The following is a 25,664-nucleotide window of genomic DNA, read 5'->3' on the forward strand; positions in this document are numbered from 1 at the left end:
CAGGCTCACGCTTTGGCCTTATCAGCAGCAGCAGCGCCTGGCGTATATCGGCAGTGACTTTCGTTATCCTGCTCTCCTGGTTTGCCGCAGTCATGGTAAAGCCTGCTTTCGGACAGGCCGCGGCTGCCTTGTTCTTCGTGCTGGGCGTCGTAACGGCTGGCGCCATAGGCGGTCTTGTCGGCGCGCTTCTGGCCGCCACTGCCGCTTTCCTGCTCTACAATTTCTATCTGGCCGAGCCAGTCTTCACCTTTCGCATAGCGACGGGGCGCGATATCGTCCCTTTGCTCGTCTTCACCCTTTGTGCTCTTGTTTCCGGAATATTGGCCGGACGACTAAGGGACCATGCCAGCGCTGCGGAGCGCAGCCGGTCGCAATTGGCAAGCCTGCTGGAGATCAGCAGAGCGTTGCAGTCTGCTGTCCGCATGTCTGATATCCGGCCCGCGCTGAAAGAAAGCCTTGCGCCCCTCACCGACGCGACGGCCACGCTTTTCCTTGTCAGGGACGGGTCTTTCGCCAACGCAACGGGTGCGGAGGACGGACATGCGGGGCAGAAATTGCTCAGGCACATGCAGGGCAATCCGGCCAACCCGATTGAGGAAGGCCGCTTTACCGCCTACCGGCTCGACAGCAGCGTGGGCTTCGAAGGAGCGATCCTGTTCGAACGGGGCTCATCATCCCCACCGGCTAACGCTTTCATGTCTGCTCTGGCCAATCTTGTCGCCTTGGCCGTGGAACGCGCCTCGCTGTCCGAAAGCAACGCCGAAGTCCGGGCGCAAGCGCGGACCGAGGAACTCAAGACGGCGCTCCTTTCCTCGGTCAGCCATGACCTGCGCACGCCTCTCACCGCCATCAGCGCGTCCGCTTCCAGCCTGATCGATTTTCGCGAACAGCTTGATGCAGCGGCGACCACCCGGTTCCTTCGCCGCATTGTCAACGAGTGCGAGCGCCTCAACCGATACACGGCCAATCTGCTTGAAATGAGCCGCCTCGAAGCGGGGCAGTCCCTGGCGCGACGGCAGACGCTGGACGTGGCCGAAACGCTGGGCGCCATCATCCAACGGGTGCGCACCCGTGCGGGGGGACGATATATCGAGCGGAGACTGGAAGACGGCCATCTTCTCGTCAGCGTCGATGCCGCCATGTTCGAGCTTGTGCTGATCAATCTTCTCGACAACGCCATTCTCTATAGTGAGGACGGCACGCGTATCGCCGTTAAAGCCCGCCGCGATGGGGAATGGTGCCGCATCAGCATCACCGATGAAGGCTGCGGCATTCCGAAGGCCGATCTGGAAAGGATTTTCAGCCGCTTCTATCGCGTTCCCCGCCCGGAACCTTCGCCGCGCGGCAGCGGTCTCGGCCTTGCCATCGCAAAAGGCTTCGTGGAGGCGCTTGGCGGAGCGATCAAAGCGGACTCGCCGGGGCCAAGCGGACGCGGGACCGTCATCAGCATTTCCCTTCCTCTCGCAGAAGAAGCCTCTTCCGCATGACTGTGCAGCACATTCTCATCGTCGATGACGAACCGGCCCTTATAGATGTGCTGCAATCCGTTTTGGGAACGGCAGGCTATCATGTCAGTATCGCGCGGGAAGGCGGAAGCGCCTGTGCCCTTGCTGAATCGCTGGACTTCGACCTCATTCTGCTTGACCTCGGCCTTCCCGACATTGACGGCAAGGCGCTGATCCAGCGTATAAGGCTGCGCAGCGACGTCCCCATCATCGTTATTTCGGCGCGGCATCAGGAGCAGGAGAAAGTTGCCGCCTTGGACGAGGGCGCCGACGATTATGTCAACAAACCATTCGAGATCGGCGAATTGATGGCGCGCATCCGCGCAGCGCTACGTCGCCACTCCCGTTTGAAAAGCAATGCGCCGACCTATTCGGCAGGCCCGCTCACCATCGATTTCCCTACCCGGCGCGTGAGCCTTGCGGGTGAGCCGGTCAAATTGTCGCCCAAGGAATATGACCTGTTGCAGACATTGGCGCGCAGTGCAGGTCAGGTGGTCACTCACAAGCGTCTGCTGTCTGCCGGTTGGGGACCAGAGGCGACCGATACCCAGTATTTGCGGGTCTATATCGGCCTGCTGCGCCAGAAAATTGAGGAAGATCCGTCAGATCCCTGCCTGCTGTTGACCGAACCGGGGGTGGGTTACCGGCTCGTAGGAGCGGGCTGAGATGTTGAACGATCACCTCCAGTCCGATTTGGGAGATTATCGTGATTGAATATCGTCCAGCTCGTCTGATGGGAACGACCCAACGGGCCGAACTGTTCGCCCGGCACCATTTCTCATTCGCCGGCTATGCGCGTTCCGACCGAACGAACTGGGGCAGTCTTCGCATCCTCAATCATAATTTCCTGGCGCCCGGAGCTTCAACCGTCCCTCAGCCACTCGACCATTTCGATATCCTGCAATGGGTTCTGCGGGGCCGAGTTGGGCACGTCGGAACTCTTGGAACCAGCCATCTTGCTCAAGCCAGGCACATCCAGCTCATTTCTTCTGGCGAGGGCCTGGTTCATGCCGACATTAATCCAGATAAGGAGGAAGCGGAATTTCTCGAACTCCGCTTTCCGGCTCCCGAGGGACATGGCCCCGCCTTCCGCGCCGTGGGTCAATTTCCGGGCAAAGAAGATGGGGGACGATGGACCTTGCTGGCCAGTGGGCGCCGGGATGACCACGCTCTTCTCCTGCGCGCGCCGTCGCGCGTCTGGGGTGCAAGGATCGAAACAGGCGAGCAACTTCACGCCAATCTCGATCCGCGCGCGTCTTGCTATATCGTGGCGGGATCGGGTCGATCTGTGCTCGGCGACAACTACTTGTTGGATCCGGGCGATGGGCTGGCGATACAAGGGGAAAGCGAGGCAACAATCCGCGCCATCGAAACGGCGGAAATACTCTTGGTCGAATCCCTGTGAGCCCAATGAAAACTGCCTTCGGAAAGGGGCGGTTCAGAACAGATTTCTGGGCCGCTATATCGATCCGCCGGCCGACGAGAAAGGCCATCGGCACCTTGACTATCAGACCCCTGATCTGAACTGGAACGTACCGGCCTTCGATCCGTCCCAGCCGAAGGGATTTCCGTAATTTTTGTCGGCGCACCGAGACTGGATGCTTCGCATGCTCGGCCGGGAGCTGAGAAAGAAGGTCCGTCTGCAAGCCACTGAGCTTACCCCTGAATCCCAATTCCCGAACAAGGCGCCAGCACCGATGCGCTGATTCCGCCTGCTGTCCCGTCAGTGCTTCGCGCTGCCGGGCTCCATAAAACGCAACGACAGCTGGTGATAAAGGCGGTTGCGGCAAACGAACGGTGCCACAAAATCCGCTACCAACGCCGATGCGAGCAGAGGCATCATGAGGCCCCGGCTGGCGGTTGTTTCGGAGATGATGATGACCGCTGTCAACGGAGCGCGCACCACGCCGGTAAAATAGGCGACCATACCAAGCAGGACGATCGCGCCGGGCGGATAGGCCGGAAAGATGCTGCGAAGGATGTCCCCAACTCCGGCGCCGACCGAGAGAGATGGCGCAAAAATGCCGCCCGGAAGGCCCGACGCGGCGGTGGCCAGCGTCGAAAGCAGTTTTGCCGCGCCATACCACATGGGCACATCGGACCCGGTGATGATTGCCTGCGCCGTCGAATAGCCGGTGCCCCATGTCAGGCCGCTTGCCACGCCGAGAAACGCCACAATCGCTCCGCAACAGGTTGCAAAAGCGATCGGCCGGTTCCGCAGCCATGCCAGCGGCTGCCATGATGCAGTCCCGGCCGCCAGCAGAGCGCGAGAGAAAAATGCACCCAGAAGGCCACCGAGCACGCCCGCGACAGGCGCGGCCACCAAGGCTTCCCGGACGCTGAGCGTCTGTGACATGGTGCCGAAGTAAACATAATCGCCCGCAAGCCCGAGGCTGACCATGCCCGCTATCAGCACCGCAGCCATGACGAGCAGGGTCATGCGCTGCTCATAGGCGGCGGCCAGTTCCTCGATCGCGAAGGCCACGCCTGCCAGTGGTGTGTTGAACGCAGCCGCCACGCCCGCCGCGCCTCCGGCGATATAGACCGAGGCGCGGATCGGGATGGCCAGAAAGCGGTGAGCATAGCCCATGATCGACGCGGCGATCTGGACCGTTGGCCCTTCACGCCCCACCGATGCACCCAGCAGCAGCGTGCCGATCGTCAGGACGAATTTGGCAACGGCCGTCCGCGCGGAGACAAGCCGGTCCATCCCGCGCTCCGGATTGCGCGTGGCGGCGATGGTCTGTGGTATGCCCGATCCCGGCGCGGCCGGGGCGAAGCGGCGCGTCATCCATACGAGGCCAGCAAAGCCAGCCGGGGTAATCAGCAGCGGCGCCCACCACCAGCGAGCGACCATGGTAAGGAAAAGCTCGTTGGCTTCGTCGGCAAGGTGCGCGAACACCAACGCGACAAGGCCGATCAATATCGCGCCGCCCAGAAAGGCCGACCGCCTGCGCCATATGGTCGGGCGTAAGCCATAGAGACGCAGCCGCGCCCGCAGGCGTAGAGAGTTAGGCTTCTTCATGATCAGCCTCATCACGCGACGGGCCAGGGGCAAGCCGCAACAGCAAATAGCCCGACAGGGCCGACAAAAGCGAACCACCCAGCACGCCGATCTTGACCTCGTCGGCAAGCAGCGGATCGGCGAAAGCCAGGCCGCCGATGAAGAGGCTCATGGTGAAGCCGATCCCGCAGATCAGGGCGAGACCATAGACCTGGAGCCAGGTCGCACCCGGCGGTCGTCCAGCGATACCCAGCGCTACCGCGGCCCTGATGCTCCCGAAAATCCCGACCTGCTTTCCCAAAAACAGCCCGGCGGCGATGCCCAGCGGAAGCGGCGCCATGACTTGCTGAAGTCCCACGCCTGCGAGCGACACACCGGCATTGGCAAAGCCGAACAGCGGCACGATGCCGAAGGCTACCCAGGGGTGAAGCGCATGTTCGAGGCGATGGAGGGGAGACTCGATATCATCCGGCGCGCCGGGCGACTTGCGGATCGGGATGGCCAGTGCCGCCAGTACCCCAGCGATCGTTGCATGGACGCCCGACAGGAACACCGCAATCCAGAGTGCGGCTGCCAGCATCATGAAGGGCCAGAGCCCTTTTACGCCCGCGCGATTGAGTACCATCATGGCGCTGAAGATCAGCCCTGCCGCTAGCAGCGCCAGGCCACTGATGCCCTTTGTATAGGCGAGGGCAATGATGAGCACCGCGCCCATGTCATCGACGATCGCGACAGTCGTGAGCAGCAGTTTGAGCGAGGTCGGTGCCCGGCTCCCCAGCAGGGCCAGCACACCAATGGCGAAAGCGATGTCGGTCGCAGCTGGAATGGCCCATCCATTGGCGAGACCCGGCGTACCACCCGCGACCAGAAGATAGGTGATCGCAGGCACGGCCATCCCAGCGGCCGCGGCAATCACCGGCAACCAGCGATCAGACCAGTTCGAAAGCCGACCGTCGATGAACTCCCGCTTTATCTCCAGCCCGACCAGCAGGAAAAAGAGGGCCATCAGTGCGTCATTGATCCAGTGCAGCAGCGAAAGCGGGCCGACATGATGGTGCAGGGCCTCGAAATATCCTTCCGCCCATCCGCTGTTGGCGACGATCATGGCCAGGGCAGCAGCCAGGATCAGAAGGATGCCGCCGGCTGCTTCCGTTTGAAGGAAGTCACGCAGCGCCGATCGGGGCCGGCCAAGTGTCTCAAGAGAAAGCATGCAAGCCCGTTAACGGCCTTTGACAAGGGATGTCCAAAGAAACCGAGCCATTTTCCTCAAAAAATGCCCATTTGGGCGTTTCGCGCGGGCGCCCGTGGCTGGTTACCGACTGACGCGAGCTTTGCCCAGGGATCATTCGGAGTGCTTCTCCGTTTCGTTACGGGCGGCCACGTGTTGGAAGAGGAACAGCGCATGAAAGCGGGCGAGGACAACGCGCAGGCCAAGGGCATGCATTACGGGCGCTTTGCGATGATGATCGTGACGTCCACAATCGTCATGTTCGGACTCATGTACCTCAACACCTACGCGCTCAGTCATGTCGCCTTCAGCCAGACGCGCCTTTGGATGGCGTTGGTCATGGGCGCTGTGATGGCGATCATCATGCTGGCGTTCATGTAGGGCATGTACCGGAACAGGAAGCTTAACATAGCGATTCTTTGCGGCAGCGTGCTGCTGTTCGCCGCAGCGCTGTGGCTGGTCAGGAGCCAGGAAACGGTCGATGACATTTCCTATATGAAGGCGATGATCCCGCATCATTCCATCGCGATCATGACCAGCGAGCGGGCGCATATAAAGGATCCGGAAGTACGCCGCCTCGCCGATGGCATCATCGATGCCCAGGTGCGCGAGATCGCTCAGATGAAAAAGATGATCGCTCGTCTGGAAGCGAGCCCGACTCGCGCCAGTGCGCCCGACCTTCCCTCCTATCGCGACGCGGGCACCGCACCGCCGCCGCCCCAAACCGACGAGAGCACCGGCATCGATACGCGCAAGCCGATCCGGTGACGCCTGCGGGCCGGCTGTCGAGCCTGCTGCAGCCGCCCCCCTTGCGCGACATGCTGATTAATCGCTAGGAGCCGGGCACTCGCATGGACCCGGTGAGAATCCGGGTGGCTATTCCGGCCGCCGATCCGCCGGACAACATCACATATGACAGCGCCGAACCAGCCTTTGGGCGTCATGTGCCCTGATGTGGACTTTCCAATGACATCGCATCTCGCTGCTTATTGCCGTCAATGGTTCAACGACGCCTCTTCCGCGCGCGCGGATATCCTCGCCGGCATCGTCGTCGCCCTTGCCCTCATTCCCGAAGCCATCGGCTTTTCCATCATCGCCGGCGTCGATCCCCGCGTAGGCCTCTACGCCTCCGTCGCGATCGCCATGACGATCGCTTTCGTCGGGGGGCGTCCCGGCATGATTTCCGCAGCCACCGCTGCCGTCGCCGTGCTGGTCGCTCCGCTGGTGAAGGAGCACGGGGCGTCCTATCTGTTCGCCGCAACGATCCTGATGGGCGTGATCCAGGGACTTGCCGGACTGGCACGGCTCGACCTTCTGATGCAGTTCGTTTCCCGCTCGGTGATAACGGGCTTCGTCAACGCGCTCGCCATCCTCATCTTCATGGCGCAACTGCCTCAACTGACGGGCGTTGGCTGGCAGACCTATGCGATGGTCGCCGCCGCACTCGCCATCATCTATCTCTTTCCAAAGCTGACGAGGGCAGTCCCCTCTCCGCTTGTCGCCATTCTGGTCATGACGGCCATCAGCACGGGATTTGGCATATCGGTCCACACGGTCAGCGACATGGGCCGCCTTCCCGAAGGATTGCCCAGCTTCAGCCTGCCGCAGGTTCCTCTGACCCTCCACACGTTGCGCATCATCCTGCCCTATTCGCTCACCATGGCGGCGGTGGGATTGCTGGAATCCATGCTGACGGCGCAGATCGTCGATGACATGACGCGCACGGGCAGCAACAAGAAACAGGAGTGCTTCGGCCAGGGCGCAGCGAATATCGTGGCTGCCCTGTTCGGCGGAATGGGCGGCTGTGCGATGATCGGCCAGTCGGTGATCAACGTGACGTCCGGTGGGCGGCGGCGGCTTTCGACCTTCGTCGCCGGCGCTTTCCTCCTTTTCCTGCTTGCGCTGCTGGGACCGCAGGTCGGGCGTGTCCCGATGCCGGCGCTGGTCGCCATCATGATCATGGTGTCGGTCGGCACCTTCAGCTGGAATTCCATCACGAACCTGCGCAAACATCCGCCTACCTCGTCCGTGGTCATGCTGGTGACGGTGATCGTGGTGGTTGCGACGCGTGATCTGTCTCTGGGCGTTTTGTGCGGCGTGCTGTTGTCCGGCATTTTCTTCGCCGGCAAGGTGCAGCGCATGTTTGCCGTCCTGCGCCTGCCGTCCGCCAACGGGGACAGCGTCATCTATCATGTCACCGGGCAGCTGTTCTTCGCCTCCGTCGACAGGTTCACACGCGCTTTCGCCGGAGAAGAGAGCGCCAGCCATGTAACGATCGACGTATCGGTCGCGCATTTCTGGGACATTTCGGCGGTGGGAGCGCTCGACAAGGCGGTAACGGCCTTGCGCCGCGGCGGAAAGACGGTCGAGGTCGTCGGCTATAACCGGGCCAGCGCGGATTTGGTAGATCGCTTTGCCCTGCACGACAAGACAGGAACGGAAATGGGCCTTGTCCCACACTGACGCAGCCTAGTGGATTGATCGGAACGAATGAGTCCATTTGAGGGATTCCCATACTGTCGGTGCCGTACGACGATGCGGCATGCGAACGGGTATCGAGATAGAAGTCACCGTACCGGACACGAAGCGGCTTGAGGCGATCGTCGCGGCGCGCGGTTCGCCGCAGAAGCATGTCTGGCGGGCGCGGATCATTCTCTTGACGGCTCAGGGCTTGGGAACCCAGGCGATCATGGCGGCGACCGGAAAATCGAAGACATGTGTTTGGCGCTGGCAGGAACGGTACATGGCCGAAGGCGTGGATGGTCTGCTGCGCGACAAGACCCGGCCTCCGGGGATCGCGCCTCTCGATGCGGCTTTGGTCGACAAGGTGGTCGCGCTGACGCTGGAACCGCCCAGCCATGAGGCCACGCATTGGACGGTGCGCGCGATGGCCAAAGCCATTGGTATCGCGGCATGGTTGTGAAGATCTGGCACGACCACGGTCTGGCGCCCCATCGGTGGCGCAGCTTCAAGCTGTCCAACGGCACCCATGGAAATACCGTCGTCACGGTATTTCGGAACATTCGACATGAGCAGGCGCGCGGATTTTAATTCTCTACGGAAATGTCACGCCATAGCCCACGAAAGTCTTCTCCACCTGAGGACTGACCGCAATGGCGGCGGCGCGATCGCTCTCGGCTTTGACTTTGTCGCCCTTGCGAGCCAAAGCAACCGCGCGCCCAAAGAGGGAAGCAGACAGTGTCGGGCTTTTCGCTAATACGACATCATAGGCCGCTATGGCTTCATCCAGGCGGCTGAGGCGTAAGAGCACGAAAACCCGGCTATCGATCACCGCCTGACTTTCGGGTTTCCCGACCTGCTTTCGACAGCCTTCCTTGATCGCTGATGCGCGCCGTCATTCTGGACTCGGCTATTGAGGACCCGCAACTGAGCTGCCGGTCCGCACCTGGGAGTGAAAAATAGGCAACTGAACGGCCGGGAAGGGTCGATCACCGGCTTCGATTTCTGATGGAGGTTGCAGCGGAAAAAGGAAGAATCGCCTTCTCCAAGGCGTGCCAAGGACTCGAATTCGTGGCGAATTGGCTCGAAATTTTTTGGGGGCTTATCCGGGGGCCTTTGTCATCCTCTAGTGCAAATTATCGAGCTTATTGAGGATGATAGTATCGCTTTATGAGTCCCGTAAGCGCACCAGAATCCAAGCACTTAGCAGCATTCCAGACCAGCCCATTCAGGCGAATGGCCGTGGATAAGCACGCGATAAGCGCGGGATGAAAACTCGCCCTATTGGGTCGAACCCTCCGCCATCAGTCGTTCCAGCCGCCGCGCAACCTCCTTCCACAGCGCCACGCCTTCCGCCTTTCCCTCGCTGGCAAGCTGGCCGATCCTCTCCGCCACCACGACCGGCGCACGGTCGCCATGCTGGCGCAGGACCATCGACGCCACGCCCCATAGCTCCTGATCGCGGGTCATCATCTGGGTAGGATAGAGAAAGGTCGTTAGGCGCGATAGGTTTGCGGCACCGTGGCGCGAACCGCCCACCAGATCGCGGGCGCTTGGTTACGTTACGGCCTGAGACATAACCAAGCCGTACGGTACGGCGGTGCAGGTTATTTCCCATTCCGGAAAAAATCCCATGACGTTCGTAACAGTCTGGGACGTACGTCGCGGTGCGGTGCCGCGCCGGATCAAGCGAACGAATTTCGTCTGGCTGGTCACTGTCCGCGATCCGGATAGTGGTTTTTGGGCGTTTTCCAAAAAAGTCTGGCCATCACCGCTGCAACGCTTTGGTTCACCAAATCGGGGGAACCATCGGCACGTCCCCCATTGGGGGTTGTGCGATTACTCCCCGGCTGCCTGAAATTCGGACGCTTGGGTATTCCCCAATTTCGGGGAATATTCCGGATGGCGGCTGCTAATCGGACGAATTTCGTTCGATAGGCCGAGGGCGTCGGCGGCTATCCGCGCCATCGTGTCGCAAAATCTCCTCCCCACTACGTCCGGAAAACGGACGCACTCTTTTTCGGGATTTTCCGAAAAACCAATGCCGCAGCGTGCGACGTTGGTTCCTGCCCATTCTGTTCGTTCCGATAGGTGCCCTCAAAACTGAGGATACCCCGCAGTGCGAACGAATTTCGTACGCAGTCTGACGCCCTCAATTTGAGGGAGTCAGCATGACGCAGATTTGCGTGATCCCCCAGCGGGGGAAGATATTGCCCATCCGGCAGAAACCAGAAGACTACGTTTAAATTAGGGTCGCCGTCACTGAATCGTGAACCCAGGCGGCGGCGGAGGGATCGAGAAGCCCGGAGGCGGAGGCGGAATAGATCCCGCACCGACACCCATATTCTCCTTCGCCAGCTTCCGGGCCGCCTTGACGATCTTGTTCACCGCCTCCTGCTTGTCGTCACCCGGCATCGCCGCCCAATCCGGCGAGCCGATCAGCCCGGCAATGTCATTGTAGCTGGTCGCTCCTGCCATCTCCCGAAACCGCCCATATTCTTCCGGCGTCATGTCCTTGCGGACGAAGGACGGCACGGTGACATCTGCGTTCAGCAGGGCATTGTTGACCGGATCGCCTTGGCGCGTCGAAAGCATCGCAGGCGAAAGAATGTCAGGGCCGATGCCGCCTTCGCGGGTGACAGGGCGGCCCCACGCATCACGACTGGGCGGAAGCGAAGTTGACAGGCCCGGCACGCGGGCGCGGACAGAATTGAGGACGGTTTCAGCCTCCCATAGTATCTGGTCAGCCAGCCCCGCGTTCGGATCAATTTCGCTTCCCGCCGTGGTTTCGCGCATGGTCGGGTCAGTGATGCGAGCCACCTGTGCGACACCGGCAGGAACCATGGAGCCGCCAAGCTGGCCGACATAGCTTGCACCATAGCGATCAGGTTCATTGATCGCCTCCAGAATACCAGACGCACCCGACAGCCATGTTTTCGAGGCAAGGTTTTGCAACACGGACGCGACCAGAAGCGTAGAGACATGCTCGCGCTGCTTCTCCGTCATGTGATCCTGCAACTCGACCATTCCGGCCGCCACGCCGAGGGTAGAGGCGAAGGGATCGAGGCGCGAATAACTGACGTACCGATCTCCGATTTTGACCGAGTAGGGTTGCCAGCCATCAGCCCGGAGCAGCGCACGCGCCTTCTGGTCGGCAGGCCCCGCAGCCGTTATCAAACCCTGCGCGGCCATCTGTGCCGCAAGCGCGCCAACGCCCGATCCGACCAGAGCGCGAGCCACGGCAAGATCGCGGCGAGCGCCACCCGCCCGGAAGTCCGCCCGCCAGTGATCAATCAATGGCGCAGCGGGCGAACGCTCCGTAGCGAATTTCAGGAGATTGGTCGGCGTCCGCACGAAGGGGATCACCACCTTGGCGATTGGGCTGGAATTGCTCAACGCCATAGCAGCCCGTCCGAATTTACCCAGCGGGCGCTGGAAGGTCAGATAGCGGCCATAGTCGAAAGCCTGCTCCAGCATTTCATCTGTAGGATTCGCGACCAGTTCAGCAGCCCGGCGCTTGCCCTCTTCGCCGCGCAGACCTTCCGCAGCAGCCTTCCGGACAGCAAGCCCGTTCAACTCCATACGGCGAGCGATGGCTTTATATAACTCATCCGCTGACGACAGGAGCCGCGTGGGCGTCCGGATGATCTTCCCCGCCGTGCCGCCGATAGCGTCTTGATACTTGATCTCGGTTTTGTTCGCGAAGTCCGACCCCTCGCCCGTCCGCAGGGTGCGCGCCGCCTGTCGCAATCCATCCTTCACGCCCTGGATCAGCCCGACCGATCGCGCCCCTAATTCGGAGAACAGCACGCGGTCAGCAACCTTGCCCCGCGCCGCCAGATTGCGGACGCCGCCGAAGGACGCGGCAATGGCATGCTCCGGAATCTGCGCAAGCGCCGTCATGGTGTTGGACACGGCATTGACCACATGGGTTTGCGGCCCCGACAGAAGCGAGTTGATCCACAGTTCCTTGAACTTGTCACCCCAACCCGGCTTGAGAGCGAGGGCGGCGTTGCGGTTCATCGAACCCGGATCGAGCTTTTCCCCTTCAAGGATCAGGTCGGCGGCTTCCTTCAGACGGTTCTTGCCCCCGCCACCTTCCGACAGGGCATTCAGGACATTGCCGCGCACATTGCGCCCATCGGCCACCATGCGGAACTGCGCGAGGGTCCGCCCAGCTTCCGCCGTCGCCCCGGCAATCTGCTCCTGAATGGCGACATGACGGACCAGCGCTTGCCGGAAGGCGGACAGCGCCTCTTCGCCCGGATCGTCCATGCGCTGGATACGCCGCGCCATGTTCACCAGTTCATTGCCCGACTTGGCAAGGATTTGACGGGCGGCCAGCGCTTCTTCTGCGTTGAACGCCTGCCCCTTCCGCCGGGACAATAGCTGATCCGGCGTCATGCCCAACTCATCGGCAAGGCTCTGCGTCTCTGCTTGGGTGATGCGACCGCGCCGGGCTGCGTCGAATCCAGCGGCAGAAGGTCAGCAGGGTTAACCCGCTCCGCCATGGCGCGGCGCTGCATCTCGGTTGCGGGATCGAGCAATGGACGCGGCCCCGCGTTCACGTCGATGCGATCCACCAGACGCGGGGAAGAGATGGACGGCGAGGGCATCGCCCCCTCATTCTCCATGGCGATCCGAAAGCCGGGAGGAGGTGCCGGAATGTCTGCGTTCATGCCTTGGTTCGGCATAGAGGAAGGCGGCACATCGAATGGTTCAGGCGATGGCATCCGCGAAGATGGAAGCGGCGGACGCCCACCCATCCTACCAGCGAGCGAACCCGCCCCGAAGCCACCCACCAGCCCACCGGCCAGTTGCGCGCCCATCTGGGCGTAGGGATTGCCGGGCGCATAGTCGTCTGCGGCCTGACCGGCGAGGTTCGCGCCGATATTCCCGCCAGCTTCGCCAGCAATCAGCACGCCGGGACGGGCAGCGGCTTCCATCGTTGCATTGCGCAGGGCTTGACGGACTGCTCCGGTTTCAAGGACTGACGGGAGGGCAGAGGCGGCCATTCTGGTTCCTGCCGCCAGCGAACCACCCACTGGCAGCACCGCCTGACCCGTGCCCCGGAAGAAGGCCTGCGAATATCGCTCCGCATCTGAGCGCGGCGCGAATCCTTCATCGTACTGACCGACGCCCAGCTTGTGCAATTGGCCCTTGATCCAGTCCGAACCCATGATGGGCTGATCCGACATAGGCAATCCGGTCAGGCGAAGCCCCGTGTTCATCGCATCGACCGGGAAGCCGAAGACTTCGGCCAAGCCCTCGTTGAGAGAGCCTAGATTGCGCTCCACGATATTATGACGATCCGGAAGGACGGGAGCGCCCGTCACATCGGCCTGCTGGAAATAGGTGGCCGCCTTCGCGTGCGGGTTGCGCCGCATGAACGACAGAATATCCTCCGCATCGAAAAGGCCATAGCGGAGCGTGACATGCTGCCGAGCCGGTTTGGACGGAACGTCGCCAATGCGCCCGACCTTATCGACCGGATCAAGTCAGGGGCGGGAATCCGGCATGAGACGCGGGAGAAGGTCGTCGCCTATCTCGCCAAGCTGGAATGGAGGCCCTGACCATGGCGAGCAAAGCACCACGCGCAAGAGCCTACCAGCCGCGCAGGAACCCCACCACGCGCCGACGCAGGGACAAGCGCCAGCCTCAACCCGTTCCGACGCTGGCGGCCCTCCTGACGGTCATTCCTAGCCTGTCCCGCCCAGAGCTTGGGCGGCTGGTCCAACGGATGATCGATCACATGGACCAGATGGACGGCGATCCCGATCTTGAGCAGGAGGGGATGGAAGACGATTGGGTCCGCCACAAGGCCGATGGCCCCGGATGCCCAATCAGCGATCCGGGCGGCGGGAATGTCGAGGACGAGGGACAGATTAACGAGGTTGCGCCCTACACAGGCCCGATCGCAGTTGGCACCGCCCGCACCGCTGCCGAACGCGGCGAAAGCAAAGCACAATAGAGCATGTGACCAGCGCCCCGGTTCGAAAGGATCGGGGCGTTCCCCATTCATCGACTGAGCGAATCAATTCGAACGCACTGATTCGAATTGTCAATTTCCGCTCAGGTCACGCCGACAGGATAATCTCCCCATGCGGTACAGCCTTATCATCTTCGCCCTCGCGCTGGGCATCCTTGGCGTCGTCACCGTCGATGCCATGTTCAGCGCCGCTACCAGCATCATGCAGAGCGCGCTGGCGCGCCCCTGATAGCAAAAAAGCCCCGTCTCGCGGGGCCCATGTCGAATTTTTGCAAGGCGAATCGCTGCACCAGCGCTATGCAACCAGTGCGACCCGAAGGATGGCTTATCCCAACCTTCTCCTGGCCCGGTGGGAAACTGCCGGGCCATTTTTTTGATATGAAAAAACCCCGCCCCACCGCATGCGAGGAGACGGGTGCCTTGGAGCGACCCAAAGGCTTTGTGTCCCACCATTGCCATAGCTTGGCTGAATATGTCCAGACAACCTTCGCCAAGCTGTGGACGCGGGGAGATCGCGGGCAAAGAAAACCCCCGCCTCCTTGTGGGAGACGGGGCGTGCATAGCGGATCGGCGTTTGATCAGTTGGGGCTTGCCCCTGATCCCATCGATCGGGCCTGCTTCAGATAGTTCGCCGCCAAGGCAAGGTGCACCCGTTTGGCGGATGGATCATTCATGGTGCTGGCTTTACGGATCTCGCTCCTGGCGCGGCGCTCGTAATAGGCCTTATCCGAAATATCGCGCATTTTGCTCCTCCTTGAGTTGAACAAAAGCGGCCACATTGGGTGGCCACTATCCCGAGGAAGCGAGCCTCGGAACACGGCAAGATTTATCAGATTTGGGCGTGATTATTCAAGAGGTTGGAGCTCCGATTATAAACCGTAGCCCCGCCTCCCACCCCGGAGGCGGGGCAGCAGGAGCAGAATGACTATAGCGCCGGGCGCTGGCCACATCGATATGGCGCACGATGTATGCCGGTCGGCCGCCTGCAATTCCGGATTATATCCATAGCCGAATGTACGAATCGGGCGGGGTGGGCCATGATGTCCTTCCCTCTCCCTTGGAGGGTCCCGTAGCCCCGCATCAGCCCCCCTTCATGATGCGGGGCTAATCGTATTTCCGCCCTCTGTTTTATTCGGGCACGTCTATTTCCCTCTATTTTAGAAAAGCGGCGACAGCCCTTTGAAACCGGATGATTGTTTTTCACCTGTTATTTTATTCAGCCCGCACCATCGGCAATATCTCCGCTTCCGGCAGCACGCCCACCAATTCAATGCGTGTCACCGGACCGTCTGGCTTTTGCTGCTCGCGTGCAGCCGCCTCGCTTTTCGTCAGCGTCGGCCCGCCCACAATCTCGATGGTGTACGGCCCGGTATACGGTCCGATAATGGCAGCGAATTTATCGCGACCGCCGTCCAGCAATGGCTGGGGCAGATCGGTGTGAAGACGCTCTACATCACGCCGGGATCACCATGGGAGAATGGCTATAACGAAAGCTTCAACGGGTCGCTTCGCGACGAACTGCTCAACGGCGAGATCTTCTACAGCCTCGCCGAAGCCAAGGTGCTGATCGAAGCATGGCGGCGGCATTACAACACCGTCCGCCCACATAGCAGTCTGGGATACCGGCCACCGGCACCGGAAACGGCGACACCGCCATATCCGGCCTCCGGTTCCGCTACGCTCCACCTCCGTCCGGATATGGCGGCGATGGGCTTAATCCACTAACAAACCTATCGGTCCACTCGGTGGGGGCAGATCAGCCAAGCCCGTGCCCTTGGGCACGGCCGCGTGGCTAGGTGACTGGGAGGAATCGTTGATGTCACGTTGAACTCTATGTTGAACCAGCGTTGAAGTCACATTGAAGTCTGCTAATCGGCGGTCTGCCGTGCCCAGTAGCTCTGGGCGGCCATCCTGGATGATCTCCCGGTAGCGCTCAATGTATTCTCGTCCCTCAACATGAAGCTGTTGAAGCCAGCGCGCTGAATTGCTGGTTTTCGCACGGTATCGTAGCCGAGGAACCCCGAAAAGTTGCACCTTCCGCAGTAAGCGTTCCGCAGGCAGCAAAACCTTCGATGTGCACCTGTCCTCATAGAACGCAGCAAAATATTCCTGCTCGGAAGTCGTGTCATCATAGAGAGCGACTGCAGCACGGATCGCGTAGCTGCCTAAGATCGTCTCAAATTCCTGCCAATCGACGCCACCCTGCCGTTCAACTGCAACAGGATGAATCAACAGTGACGTGTCGGACTCATCCTCAGCCAAGTAATAGACCCATTCAATCAGCCCGGCATCCTTAAGGATGCGCAGGCGATCGAAAAACTCGACAGCATGGTTCTTGCCGTCAACAGCTCTTCAGTGATCCAGTAGTGCTTGGCACCAAAGCCATTCCCAACTCTTTGGTGGTACCGCTTCCTGAACGCCTCGATCGCGGGATTGAACTGAGCCATCATTAGCAGCGCGTCACTGACCTGCGGCAGGTCAGCATCTTCCAGCTGCGCCTGAACTCGGCATATTTCTTGACGATCACGTCGAGCGGGTCGCGCTGTTTGCTGTCGAACACCTCGACCATCTGCTCGAGATCGGCATCGGTGAGCGTCACAATCGCCTTGCGCTGACCCGACCAGAGATCAACAATCCGCTGGTTGATCGCCCTCTTCGGCTGATGCCGGGTCACGAATACCCCGAAGTTGCCAAGCTCGGCGGCGAGATAGCGGTTCAGCTGATCGACATGGGTTCGTTCCAGTTCGGCGACATTCTTCAGCTCGAACGTGATCTGGCGTGACCCGTAATCCGTGTGGACTTCTTTCAGGAACGGCGCGCGCTGGGTATTGTAGAAAATGAGGTCGCGAATGCTGACTCCGCTGTCGGTGCGTGCCTGCGCCTGCGCGAAATCGAGATTGGGATAGAGCAGGGAAGGCAGTAATTGCCCGACCGCGTTCTCATATTTGAGGTCGGCACCATCGGTCTTGCCGGTCGGCAGTTTCTTGATCTGCGCGAGCTTGCCGCGTGCCGAGCGCACCGGAATCTGCGCGAACAGCGGATCGTTGGCGGCGTCGGCGAACGATCGTTCCTTGGCCTCGATATAGGCGGCGACCACCCCGTAATTGTCGCGATTGTAGGTCAGCACTTCGACGCGGGTAAGCTCCTCGGCCACATGCGTGATGTCGTCCTGCGGGCAGTGTTTCTCGTAATAATCCTCATAATTGATCCAGGGCACATATCGCAGCCAGCGCTTGGGCACGAACAGCAACGGGCGACCATCGGTCGGATCGACCGGGAGGTCGGTCGTGATGCTTGCGAACTGCTTGCGGCGGACATCCCACACGCTGGAAATGGTCTGGCTCTGTGTCGGGATGCCGAGCCGGGTGCATTGATCGATCGTGTAATCGATCAGGAAAGACTTGAGGAAACTGCACGCGAAGTCGCTGATCCGGTCTTTCGAGATACCCTCGACGAAGAACTGCAGCTCCTCGATATGGCCAAGGCCATGGGTCGCGTAGCGGGGAATGCGGTGGAAGATGTCGAGAATCTCGCCCGCCTTGTCCCGCCCGATTCGTTTGCCCTTGCGCTTGGATGACGACCCCAGGCCGACTTCGTCGCACTCCGAGGCGACTACCAGCATGTCGATTGCCGCATCACGGCCGCCACCTTGGGCGAGTTTGCCGAGGTGGTTGAACGCCCCCATCAGCATCTCGTGCAGCGAATTGTCCTGCATCGAGGGCGACCGCCACATCAGGAACGGATCGACGTAGAGCGGAATGTCCTCGTCGAAGAACGGAATCGCGAAATCCGCGTCCTCCTGTGCGAGCGTAATGCCGTGATAGTCGGTGAGACGCGGTCGGATGAGGAGCGTATCGAACTTCATAGTAGGTCGATGCTTTCCTTCAGCATCGAAGCGAGCTTGGGCAGACCCTTGGCCTGGAGATCGAAAATGAATTCGCCCGGCGAGAATGGCGGATTGGCATAGGCGCGGCGCATGGCGCGCATCGCCCGGAATGCGTCGCCGGGGTAGAGCTCGAAGGTGCTCGACAGGAAATCATCGGCAGTCACCGCGGTGATACCGAAAGGTTCGAGCGCCCCGTCGGGGAAATCCTTCAGATTCTCGGTTACGATATGCTCGGCACCGGTGCGGATCGCGGTCGCCAGCACATGCCGGTCATTGGCATCGGGCAAATCGAGGCTGGCGATCAGCGCGTCGCCGCCGGTCACACAGCTCTCGGGAAACGCGCCTGCCATCGCCCGGATCTGCGCGTCGATACTGCCTTCGAGTTCGGGGCGCCGGGCAAGCAGACTGCGCCGCCACTCGTCGAGGATCGCCGGCGACCAGCGCGCGCGGAACAGCCCTGCCTCGGCGAACCTGAGCAGGGCGTCCCGCATCCGATAGGGGTAGAGGACATTGGCGTCGAGAACGACGACGAACCGGTCCGATACGCTCCTCAATTCCCCCCCGATTCCTTGGCGTCGAACTCCTGGCCAAGCCGCTGAAGCTCGTCGAGCGCCGCGGCGCGTTCGGCATCACGGGCGTTGCGGAACGCCAGCAGGTCGCAGGCCCGCACCCGGCGGTGCGAACCGACCTTGTGGAACGCGATCCTGCCCTCCTCCAGCATCGACACCAGAAACGGGCGTGACACGTTGAGGAGGTCGGCAGCCTCTTTGGTGGTCAGCTCGGCGCCATAGGGCACGAACGTCACCATTTCGCCGCGCGCGACATGCGTCAGCACATCGAGCACCAGCTGGCCGAGCGCCGGCGGCAGCTCGACCTCGGTCACATCACCGTTCCGGCTGACGCTGAACGGCAGGCCCTGCGGTGTCAGCGCCGTTGCCAGCGCACGCGCCGCCTCGGACGCCTGCCGGACCTCATTCTCGGTCGGCGGCCGTTCAGAGAGAGCCTGCTCGCTCATGCCTTACTCCTTACCTGGCTGCTGCTGTGCCCATATAGGGAACAGACCCAGTAAAAGCAATAAACGAATTAAGTGAAATAAGTGTCACGGCATCAACGAAGGGCCGCTTTCCTCGATCTCGGCCCAAGCCCAAACAGTTCCGTACGCCCAACAGCCCGGACCTAGGTGGAAGGGCTTAGGCTGATCCACAAATGGCCGGTGTCGGCGTAACCGGACGTTCCCGGTCGCGGCGACGAACGGCAGGATTGTCCCAGACCCAGTCAGATTTAGATGTCCACTTCGGGGCGCAATCGCACGCATTATCGCCGATCAGGCACTAATCCAGGCGTGACACGCGCAGCCCCGGCGATACTATCGCGCCTTGGGGGGAGAATGATGGCGCGAAAATCGGACAATAGCGGGTGCAGTCTGTTGGCCATATGCCTCCTGCTGATAGTCGCCATCGCCAAATGTGTCGGTGGCCCAACGCATGACAGCGACAGCACACCGGCGGCAGAATCGTCGGAAGCAATCACCGGAGCGGCTTCAGAAGCCGCTACGATGTACGTGGCCACCTCTACCCTGAATTGCCGCGCAGAACCTCAGAAGGATGCCAGGCCGGTCGAGAAACTGACCCGTGGGGCCATGGTGTCGGCCGGCGAAACACGCGGTTCGTGGGTCATGTTGGACCGCATCGGCGAAGACTGTTGGGTCGCGCAGCGCTTCCTGTCGGAGAACGAGCCGGAACCGGAGCCCGAGCCGGTGTCCGCGTCCAGACCCGCGCGATTGCTGTCGCCAGCGTCTTCAGACCCGCTGGATGCGGTGTCGTCGCGGCGATCTGGCCCCAGCTGTGGCAGCAAGTGGAAGTGCGGACAGATGGATAGCTGCGCGGAAGCGTATCACTATCTGAATGAATGCGGCGTCGGCCGGCTTGATGGAGATGGGGACGGGGTGCCGTGTGAGAGCATATGCTGACCTGCTGCGCATTAGAGCGCTGTCCATTCCGGTACGCGCTGATCCTGCAAAAGGCGCAGTCTGCGCCAATCAAGAGCAGAGTATATATCGGCAAGGTCGTCATTCCCTGCGGTCGGTAGCGCGGCGGAAACTTCGCGCCTGAATCTCGCATTCAGGGCATCGTCGGCAAGATAGGCGCCTTTCCACCAACTGATAATGCGATCCTTGCTCGCGGCAAAGATTGCCGCGGATGGCAGCTTGTCCCGCTTCTGATGCTGGTTCACCTTTCGGTCGCACGGGCCGAGATTCCAAAGATCGCTGCAGGGCCAGGCAGCCCATGGCAGGCAATGGTCGATGTCCAATCGCGCAAGAGACAGCTTCTGCCCGGTCCAGATGCATTCGATCTGCCCCTTGGTCCGAGAAAGGCGTTCAGCCGCCATACGGGCGATCGAGGTGCTGCGTAACGGTTCACGCCATTCCAAGGCGGCCTCGGACATTCCGGGAGGGACGGGCAGGCTCATCCGATCGGCATAAGCGCGAATGAGGCGGCTCCATTCGGCAATGAGCATCGGTTCGATCCAGGCGCCAAAGCGGGACAAGGCCCGCCAGAGATGGCCGGGTATCACCAGCGTCCCCCAGGTTTGGAGACGCTGGAGATCAAGTTCCAGTCCTGCCGCCTTTGCTCGACGCTGCCGGACAACTTCAAATATCCGCTGATCGGAATTTGGGAAGCGCGTGAAGTTTGCCGGCATCGCCGCGATCGTGGGCGCAGCCTCGCCCACCGCTGCGAGGATGACGGCGGCGCGCTCCTGTTCGAACACGGCGCCGACGCGTAATTCGGCCGGATCGATGCCGTCGTCCAGCAGTCTGCGAAATCCTGCCTTTGCAAAGCCAAGTCCGTCCGGTCCGCGATTCTTGGGCAGCTGGGGGAGGTCCAGCCTTACCAAGGGCAGATACATCCTGATCCAATAGAGCGCGACGAGGCCGAGCGGCAGTTCAACGGCATCCGGTTGATCGGGCGCGGGAAGGGCCGCCGCCGGCGACTGTTCCGCGACGCGTGCCACGGCGCGCAATAGTCCGAGCTTGTAGGTGGAGGATTTTTCATCGCCCAGGACGATACCCCGGACCAGGGGCAGCGCCCCGGTCCCGTCATCGGGCATGCGGAGGGCGACGCTCGTCCAGGAGACGCCATCCCGCTTCTGAATGTCGTTGGATGCCTCAACCTTCAGCACTTCCATGCCATGTGCACGCGCCAGCCCCTCAATCTCCCCGCTGGAGGTTGGATGCATTGGGCGATCGGCTGGAGCGGGGCCGGACCGCAGCGTCATGGCGAGAACGCCGCCGGGACGAAGGAGCGTCACCAGTTTGCGGAAGGCGCGAGCGCGATCGTCCGGGATGATGTGCTGCCAAACCGCCGAAAGGGAGATCAGATCGAAAGACAGCGCCAATCGGTGCACTCGATCGAGCGATGGCAGCCGATCGTCGAGCCAGCGAATGCCATCATTCTGCTTGGTCGCGGCATGGGCGCGGAATCCTTCCGCGGGCTCGACCGCAACGACGTCGAAGCCAAGACTTCGGAGCCATCGTGCATCCCGGCCTGAGCCCGCGCCAACGTCGAGCGCGAGGCCGGATGACGGAAAGAGCGGATGGAGCGCGTGAAATGCCGCATCCGCCGGCAAAGCGTCGTAGTGCTTCGCAAGGTCACGGGCCGCATCATGATAGGCGGCGATCGTCTGATCGTAGCTGTTCAGCGTCATTCCCCGTTTCGACCAGGTTCAATAGCTTGAAGCCGTCCGCACGCCAATCGGGATCTCCGGCGTTCGATCTGAGATCAGTGATGTTCGCAATAGGGTTGGCAATCGATCCCGTCGTTATCGCCATCCATATGAGGGCCATATTTTTGATGGTGGTGACGGAATGCAGATAGCGTCGGCGAGGTTGAAGACCAAATGAAGAGCTTCAGTTCCTTGGTCCGGTCGCTTTCAGCTGATCGATGCAACCGGCGATTGTCTTCCACATGGCGACGCCATTCTCATCGCCGAGCGCCGACAGTTCCGCGATCCTGTTGTCCGCAAAGGCTTTTGCCTGATCGCCATGGCTGCGCAGGAGCATAGAGGCCGCGCCCCAGGGTATTTGTTTCTGCGTCAGCGTCATTTGGCTGTGATCTTGTCAGCCGCGACAATGTCATGTCCGTCCCGCGCACCCTCGACACGCACATGGCGGCCGAGCAGATGATCCTGTTTGCCGAGCGCCAGCAGGCGCCACTGACCGCCATCGGCCATGCGCAGGACGAGTTGGCGTCCCTCGTGCATCAGCAGGCCTTCCAATATGATCGGACGATAGCGGGCCATGTGGGCGGAAGTTCCTTGCAGATATTTGGGATCAGACCAGGGCTGGACGGAGTGCATGTCAGATCGCTGATGTGGCTCCATAATCCCCGCCCGCATCATTGCTTGAAGACATTTTCACGATGCCAGGCAAGGAAATGGGGATGGGGGCGATCAATCGCACGGAGCGGCAGGTTCCCTATGGGAAGCGCTTTGGGTTTATGATTCGGCGGGACTGAAGTTGGTCACCCTGTCTTTGCATCGGCGTTGAGAGGTTAGAGGCATTCGCCCAATCTTTGCTCTGCGCATGAGGTTGCCAAGCATAGCCAAAACCGAACTTCATGCTAAAAGCCATAGTTCAAACGCGAACTCGTGGTCTGTTGACTGCGGGCCGATGCATCAGAGGTAACTCGACCTTGCCAATATGCTGATCGGGGCGACCCGGCAGTTGCAATCGGACGATGCTGGCTCACTCACGAAACTCGACCGTCTTGCCCATCTTTTGCGCAATGCGAAGGCAAAACTGGACACCTCGAAAAACCGGTGGCGTCTGACGGCTTGAGGTGATTCACTGCGCGTACGCGACAGCGGAGGCAGAGATGGCAGTACAGCCGGGTTTCTTTGATCTTTCGGACCGATACGAGGCGCTGAGCGCGGCGGGCGATCCCCTGGAACGGTTGTCCGCCGTGGTGGACTTCGAGCTATTCCGGGGACCGCTGGTGGCCGCGCTGCGACGCGGCCCTCGTAACAAGGGCGGACGACCGCCGTTCGATCCGGTGCTGATGTTCAAAATCCTGGTTCTACAGGCATTGTATTCGCTGTCCGACGAGGCGACCGAGTTCCAGATCAAGGACCGGCTTTCGTTTCAGCGCTTCCTGGGCGTTGGCCTGGAAGGCACCGTGCCCGATGCCACCACGGTCTGGCTGTTCCGCGAACGGCTTGTGAAGGCCAAAGCAATCGACCGGCTGTTCGTGCGCTTCGATACCGCTCTCAAGGATCGGGGCTATCTGGCCATGGGCGGGCAGATCATCGACGCTACCGTCGTGCCCGCGCCCAAGCAACGCAATACTCAGGAGGAGAAGGCGGCGATCAAGGAAGGCCGGATCCCTCAGGACTGGAACCCCGCCAAGACCCGACAGAAAGACCGCGATGCGCGCTGGTCGATCAAATATACCAAAGCCAAGGTCAGGGAAGGCGACGATCCTAAGGCGACAAAGCCGGTCGATCTGGCCATCCCGATGTTCGGCTATAAAAACCATATCGGCATCGATCGGGTCCACGGACTGATCCGCACCTGGGATGCGAGCGCCGCCAATGCCCATGATGGCGCGCGACTGCCCGATCTGATCAGCAAGGAGAACACCGCCTCAGGCGTTTGGGCCGATACCGCCTATCGATCCAAGAAGAACGAGGCGTTTCTCGCCAGGGGCATGTTCACCAGCAATATCCACCAGAAGCGCCTGCCCAAGCGGCCGCTGCCCGAACGGATAGCCAGGGCCAATGCAAGGCGCTCAAAGGTCCGCGCCGCCGTGGAGCATGTCTTTGCCGGGCAGAAACACCGCATGGGCCTCGTCGTCCGCACCATCGGCATCGCTCGCGCCAGGATCAAGATCGGCATGGCCAACCTGGTCTATAATTTCCAGCGTCTCGCCTGGATCGAGGGCAGAGCTGCGCCTGCATGACATGGAATTGGCGCCCAGAACTCCGCCGACACGGCGATCACCCCGCCAATGCCGCCGAAGCGGTGCCTTTCATCAGCGCCGCGTGCCCCTTCCTACGCCATCAGACCAAAATCACCCGGTTTTTCGAGGTGTCCAACTGGAAAGCGGCTTTGATCTTTCAGCAGAGGAGGTCCACCAGCTTAACGAAGCATTGGATAAGCTGACACAATAATGAAGGTGGCGATCTGTTATTTCAGCGCTATCGATTGATTGAGACAGTCGTCAATTCCTATTGTTCCGCGTCAATTCTATAGTAACGCAACCTGAAAATCAGAGGGTTTCGTGGGCATTGGAGGAGGGCGGATTGACTTTTTCTCCGTCGACTGCCATATGAGGCGGGCTAAACGTCGCCTGCGACGGAATTTGCCCCACTGGGTGCTCCTTCCCTTCTCGCGCTATCAGCTCCGCTCGTGCTTTTGCGGGCGGGTATCCTGTTTTCGTGAAAGGAAACATCCCATGCCCATCGGCATCGTCAAATTCTTCAACGCCGACAAAGGCTATGGTTTCATTGCGCCCGAGGACGGTGGCAGCGACAGTTTCGTGCACATTTCCGCCGTCGAACGCGCGGGCATGGCGACACTGCAGAAGGACCAGCGGCTGAGCTATGAGGTCGAGACTGACCGTCGCGGCAAACAGTCCGCCGTCAATCTCGCCAGCGCCTGACGGGACGGTCAAGCGGACCGTTCGCTTGACATCAATTCCCCCCGGCACGATCCCCTTTGGTGCCGGGGCTGTATTCCCCGCTTTCCTGCCCCTATGGCTGGCAAGAGTGCGGGGAATGTTCAGGGACTTGAAGGAGGGCAGGACGCCTCTCCTGTCGCCGAGCCCGATTGCGGTTTGGCGATTTCCATGTGTCGGATGACAGAAACTCGTCTCGATACATCCAGCCCGTCCTTATGAAGGAGGGCACAGGCCGCACCGAATATGCGCCATTCTCAATCATTGTGCGCCCATAGGCGTTCATCAGGATCATCATGAATTTCAAATTTCCGAATATCTGCACCCTTTCCAATCGGCCTTCCCCCTTTCGCAAGATGCGTAGGGCGGACCATAGGCCCACGCCCGCGGGTATATTGTCGGCCCCGGACCTGCGCCGCATCGTGGCCGAAATGCTCGGCTGAAATACCGCAGCCCGACTTCATCCGGGAGATTGCCCATGTCCGTCACCAGCGATTTCTATCTCGCGCGAGTCGCCCAATGCGATGGCGAGGCAAGCGAAACCGATCTGTCCAATGTGCGGGACCGCTGCCTGCGCGCAAAGGCGGCATGGCAGGCCATGGCCGACCGGGTCCTGAAAGGCGAGGGGAACCGAAAACGACAGGCCGCCGACAAGGCGGTCCACCAGGAGCGGCCCTTTGGCTAGACAATCAGGCAGACATTTCAGCGGTCCCCGCCTTTCTCCGGAACAGGCCGCACGGCAAGGCCGTATTTCCCAATTGGCCATCGCCCGGCTAGGCGCGCGGGAGGCCATCGCCTTTCTCAACGGCAATGACGAGAAACTGGGCGGAAGGCCACTCGACCTGGCCATAGAAAGCATCGAAGGTCTGCGCGCTGCGGAGCAGCGTCTGGACGAATGGGCGGAAGCCTGACGTCTTC

24 protein-coding genes, 3 pseudogenes and 1 other annotated feature are annotated in these 25,664 nt (G+C 61.0%); of the genes and pseudogenes, 13 read left to right on the forward strand and 14 right to left on the reverse strand.

The features are described from left to right. The first annotated feature begins 53 nt into the window (after nucleotides 1-53). From CAF53_RS12165 to CAF53_RS12175, 3 genes are read left to right on the forward strand one after another with little or no spacing between them, the layout of a single operon-like run. A complete protein-coding gene (locus CAF53_RS12165) occupies nucleotides 54-1,487 on the forward strand; it encodes an ATP-binding protein (protein WP_197707401.1) in 1,434 nt (477 codons plus the stop codon). Further along, the gene (locus tag CAF53_RS12170; protein WP_100238195.1) at nucleotides 1,484-2,170 is read left to right on the forward strand and encodes a response regulator transcription factor; all 687 of its coding nucleotides are present in this window, start codon (nucleotides 1,484-1,486) and stop codon (nucleotides 2,168-2,170) included. Before CAF53_RS12165 ends, CAF53_RS12170 begins: the two co-directional genes overlap by 4 nt. A 41-nt stretch (nucleotides 2,171-2,211) precedes the next feature. Beyond that, on the forward strand, nucleotides 2,212-2,910 hold the full coding sequence (locus CAF53_RS12175; RefSeq protein ID WP_157801256.1) for a pirin family protein: 699 nt from the start codon (nucleotides 2,212-2,214) through the stop codon (nucleotides 2,908-2,910). Between the two features lie 318 nt (nucleotides 2,911-3,228). Here CAF53_RS12175 and CAF53_RS12180 read toward each other — a convergent pair whose 3' ends face one another. Together CAF53_RS12180 and nhaA are read right to left on the reverse strand one after the other, a co-directional pair. Continuing rightward, nucleotides 3,229-4,530, reverse strand: a complete 1,302-nt coding sequence (locus tag CAF53_RS12180; protein WP_197707402.1) for a chloride channel protein — start codon at nucleotides 4,528-4,530, stop codon at nucleotides 3,229-3,231. Continuing rightward, nucleotides 4,517-5,719 carry a Na+/H+ antiporter NhaA gene (gene nhaA, locus CAF53_RS12185; protein WP_100238198.1) on the reverse strand — a complete coding sequence of 401 codons (1,203 nt, stop codon included), beginning with the start codon at nucleotides 5,717-5,719 and terminating at the stop codon, nucleotides 4,517-4,519. Before nhaA ends, CAF53_RS12180 begins: the two co-directional genes overlap by 14 nt. Before the next feature lie 228 nt (nucleotides 5,720-5,947). Here nhaA and CAF53_RS12190 point away from each other — a divergent pair. From CAF53_RS12190 to CAF53_RS12200, 3 genes and pseudogenes are all read left to right on the forward strand, one after another. Beyond that, a pseudogene (locus tag CAF53_RS12190) lies at nucleotides 5,948-6,505 on the forward strand (DUF305 domain-containing protein). Nucleotides 6,506-6,587: 82 nt separating this feature from the next. Next, nucleotides 6,588-6,643, forward strand: a sequence feature (sul1 is cis-regulatory element that is thought to sense ions involved in sulfur or methionine metabolism; They are found in Alphaproteobacteria). Between the two features lie 60 nt (nucleotides 6,644-6,703). Continuing rightward, entirely contained in the window at nucleotides 6,704-8,200 is a 1,497-nt protein-coding gene (locus CAF53_RS12195; protein WP_100238199.1) for a SulP family inorganic anion transporter, read from the forward strand. A 79-nt stretch (nucleotides 8,201-8,279) separates the two neighbouring features. Further along, nucleotides 8,280-8,719, forward strand: a pseudogene (locus CAF53_RS12200) (helix-turn-helix domain-containing protein); the annotation flags it as partial. 73 nt (nucleotides 8,720-8,792) lie between these two features. Here the strand turns inward: CAF53_RS12200 and CAF53_RS12205 are convergent. The 4 genes from CAF53_RS12205 to CAF53_RS12220 form a co-directional block, all read right to left on the reverse strand. Next, nucleotides 8,793-9,029, reverse strand: a complete 237-nt coding sequence (locus CAF53_RS12205) for a tetratricopeptide repeat protein (protein ID WP_100238200.1) — start codon at nucleotides 9,027-9,029, stop codon at nucleotides 8,793-8,795. 449 nt (nucleotides 9,030-9,478) lie between these two features. Further along, complete coding sequence (locus tag CAF53_RS12210; RefSeq protein WP_100238201.1) at nucleotides 9,479-9,670, reverse strand: hypothetical protein; 192 nt, start codon at nucleotides 9,668-9,670, stop codon at nucleotides 9,479-9,481. Between the two features lie 786 nt (nucleotides 9,671-10,456). Beyond that, the gene (locus CAF53_RS12215; RefSeq protein WP_100238202.1) at nucleotides 10,457-12,601 is read right to left on the reverse strand and encodes a hypothetical protein; all 2,145 of its coding nucleotides are present in this window, start codon (nucleotides 12,599-12,601) and stop codon (nucleotides 10,457-10,459) included. Beyond that, nucleotides 12,598-13,584 (reverse strand): hypothetical protein, encoded by a 987-nt coding sequence (locus tag CAF53_RS12220; RefSeq protein ID WP_100238203.1) that lies wholly within the window; start codon nucleotides 13,582-13,584, stop codon nucleotides 12,598-12,600. Before CAF53_RS12220 ends, CAF53_RS12215 begins: the two co-directional genes overlap by 4 nt. Nucleotides 13,585-13,632: 48 nt before the next feature. Here CAF53_RS12220 and CAF53_RS12225 point away from each other — a divergent pair, with 48 nt between their 5' ends. Continuing rightward, nucleotides 13,633-13,770 carry a hypothetical protein gene (locus CAF53_RS12225; protein WP_157801257.1) on the forward strand — a complete coding sequence of 46 codons (138 nt, stop codon included), beginning with the start codon at nucleotides 13,633-13,635 and terminating at the stop codon, nucleotides 13,768-13,770. A 2-nt stretch (nucleotides 13,771-13,772) separates the two neighbouring features. Beyond that, nucleotides 13,773-14,168 carry a hypothetical protein gene (locus CAF53_RS12230; protein WP_100238790.1) on the forward strand — a complete coding sequence of 132 codons (396 nt, stop codon included), beginning with the start codon at nucleotides 13,773-13,775 and terminating at the stop codon, nucleotides 14,166-14,168. A gap of 596 nt (nucleotides 14,169-14,764) precedes the next feature. On the opposite strand, the gene CAF53_RS27535 is transcribed toward CAF53_RS12230, so the two are convergent. Then, nucleotides 14,765-14,929, reverse strand: a complete 165-nt coding sequence (locus CAF53_RS27535) for a hypothetical protein (RefSeq protein WP_197707403.1) — start codon at nucleotides 14,927-14,929, stop codon at nucleotides 14,765-14,767. Between the two features lie 628 nt (nucleotides 14,930-15,557). Between CAF53_RS27535 and CAF53_RS12235 the strand changes: the two are divergent. Then, nucleotides 15,558-15,911 (forward strand): annotated as a pseudogene (locus CAF53_RS12235) (integrase core domain-containing protein); the annotation flags it as partial. Here the strand turns inward: CAF53_RS12235 and CAF53_RS27075 are convergent. The 7 genes from CAF53_RS27075 to CAF53_RS12270 all read right to left on the reverse strand — a co-directional run bounded on the left by CAF53_RS27075 (nucleotide 15,900) and on the right by CAF53_RS12270 (nucleotide 22,371). Then, nucleotides 15,900-16,448, reverse strand: coding sequence for a hypothetical protein (locus CAF53_RS27075; protein ID WP_157801258.1), 549 nt, complete (start codon nucleotides 16,446-16,448; stop codon nucleotides 15,900-15,902). The pseudogene CAF53_RS12235 and the gene CAF53_RS27075 sit on opposite strands and share 12 nt — an antisense overlap. 187 nt (nucleotides 16,449-16,635) lie before the next feature. Then, the gene (locus CAF53_RS12240) at nucleotides 16,636-18,051 is read right to left on the reverse strand and encodes a hypothetical protein (RefSeq protein WP_197707404.1); all 1,416 of its coding nucleotides are present in this window, start codon (nucleotides 18,049-18,051) and stop codon (nucleotides 16,636-16,638) included. Then, nucleotides 18,048-18,626, reverse strand: coding sequence for a PIN domain-containing protein (locus CAF53_RS12245; protein WP_100238205.1), 579 nt, complete (start codon nucleotides 18,624-18,626; stop codon nucleotides 18,048-18,050). The genes CAF53_RS12240 and CAF53_RS12245 overlap by 4 nt, the downstream gene beginning before the upstream one ends. Beyond that, nucleotides 18,623-19,087, reverse strand: a complete 465-nt coding sequence (locus tag CAF53_RS12250; RefSeq protein ID WP_100238206.1) for a helix-turn-helix domain-containing protein — start codon at nucleotides 19,085-19,087, stop codon at nucleotides 18,623-18,625. The genes CAF53_RS12245 and CAF53_RS12250 overlap by 4 nt, the downstream gene beginning before the upstream one ends. A gap of 965 nt (nucleotides 19,088-20,052) precedes the next feature. Then, nucleotides 20,053-21,777, reverse strand: a complete 1,725-nt coding sequence (locus tag CAF53_RS12260; protein WP_100238208.1) for a methyltransferase domain-containing protein — start codon at nucleotides 21,775-21,777, stop codon at nucleotides 20,053-20,055. 202 nt (nucleotides 21,778-21,979) lie between these two features. After that, a complete protein-coding gene (locus tag CAF53_RS12265) occupies nucleotides 21,980-22,174 on the reverse strand; it encodes a hypothetical protein (protein ID WP_242443432.1) in 195 nt (64 codons plus the stop codon). Beyond that, nucleotides 22,171-22,371, reverse strand: coding sequence for a DUF5818 domain-containing protein (locus CAF53_RS12270; protein WP_100238209.1), 201 nt, complete (start codon nucleotides 22,369-22,371; stop codon nucleotides 22,171-22,173). The genes CAF53_RS12265 and CAF53_RS12270 overlap by 4 nt, the downstream gene beginning before the upstream one ends. Nucleotides 22,372-22,946: 575 nt before the next feature. Between CAF53_RS12270 and CAF53_RS12275 the strand changes: the two genes are divergently transcribed. From CAF53_RS12275 to CAF53_RS12290, 4 genes are all read left to right on the forward strand, one after another. Then, nucleotides 22,947-24,029, forward strand: coding sequence for an IS5-like element ISSsp126 family transposase (locus CAF53_RS12275; protein ID WP_100238210.1), 1,083 nt, complete (start codon nucleotides 22,947-22,949; stop codon nucleotides 24,027-24,029). A gap of 495 nt (nucleotides 24,030-24,524) precedes the next feature. Next, entirely contained in the window at nucleotides 24,525-24,731 is a 207-nt protein-coding gene (locus CAF53_RS12280) for a cold-shock protein (RefSeq protein WP_046763430.1), read from the forward strand. Between the two features lie 493 nt (nucleotides 24,732-25,224). Beyond that, nucleotides 25,225-25,431 carry a hypothetical protein gene (locus CAF53_RS12285; RefSeq protein WP_100238211.1) on the forward strand — a complete coding sequence of 69 codons (207 nt, stop codon included), beginning with the start codon at nucleotides 25,225-25,227 and terminating at the stop codon, nucleotides 25,429-25,431. Further along, on the forward strand, nucleotides 25,424-25,657 hold the full coding sequence (locus CAF53_RS12290) for a hypothetical protein (RefSeq protein WP_046763428.1): 234 nt from the start codon (nucleotides 25,424-25,426) through the stop codon (nucleotides 25,655-25,657). Before CAF53_RS12285 ends, CAF53_RS12290 begins: the two co-directional genes overlap by 8 nt. Nucleotides 25,658-25,664 lie beyond the last annotated feature (7 nt).

The organism is Sphingobium sp. LB126 (assembly GCF_002795205.1).
Lineage (GTDB): Bacteria > Pseudomonadota > Alphaproteobacteria > Sphingomonadales > Sphingomonadaceae > Sphingobium > Sphingobium chungbukense.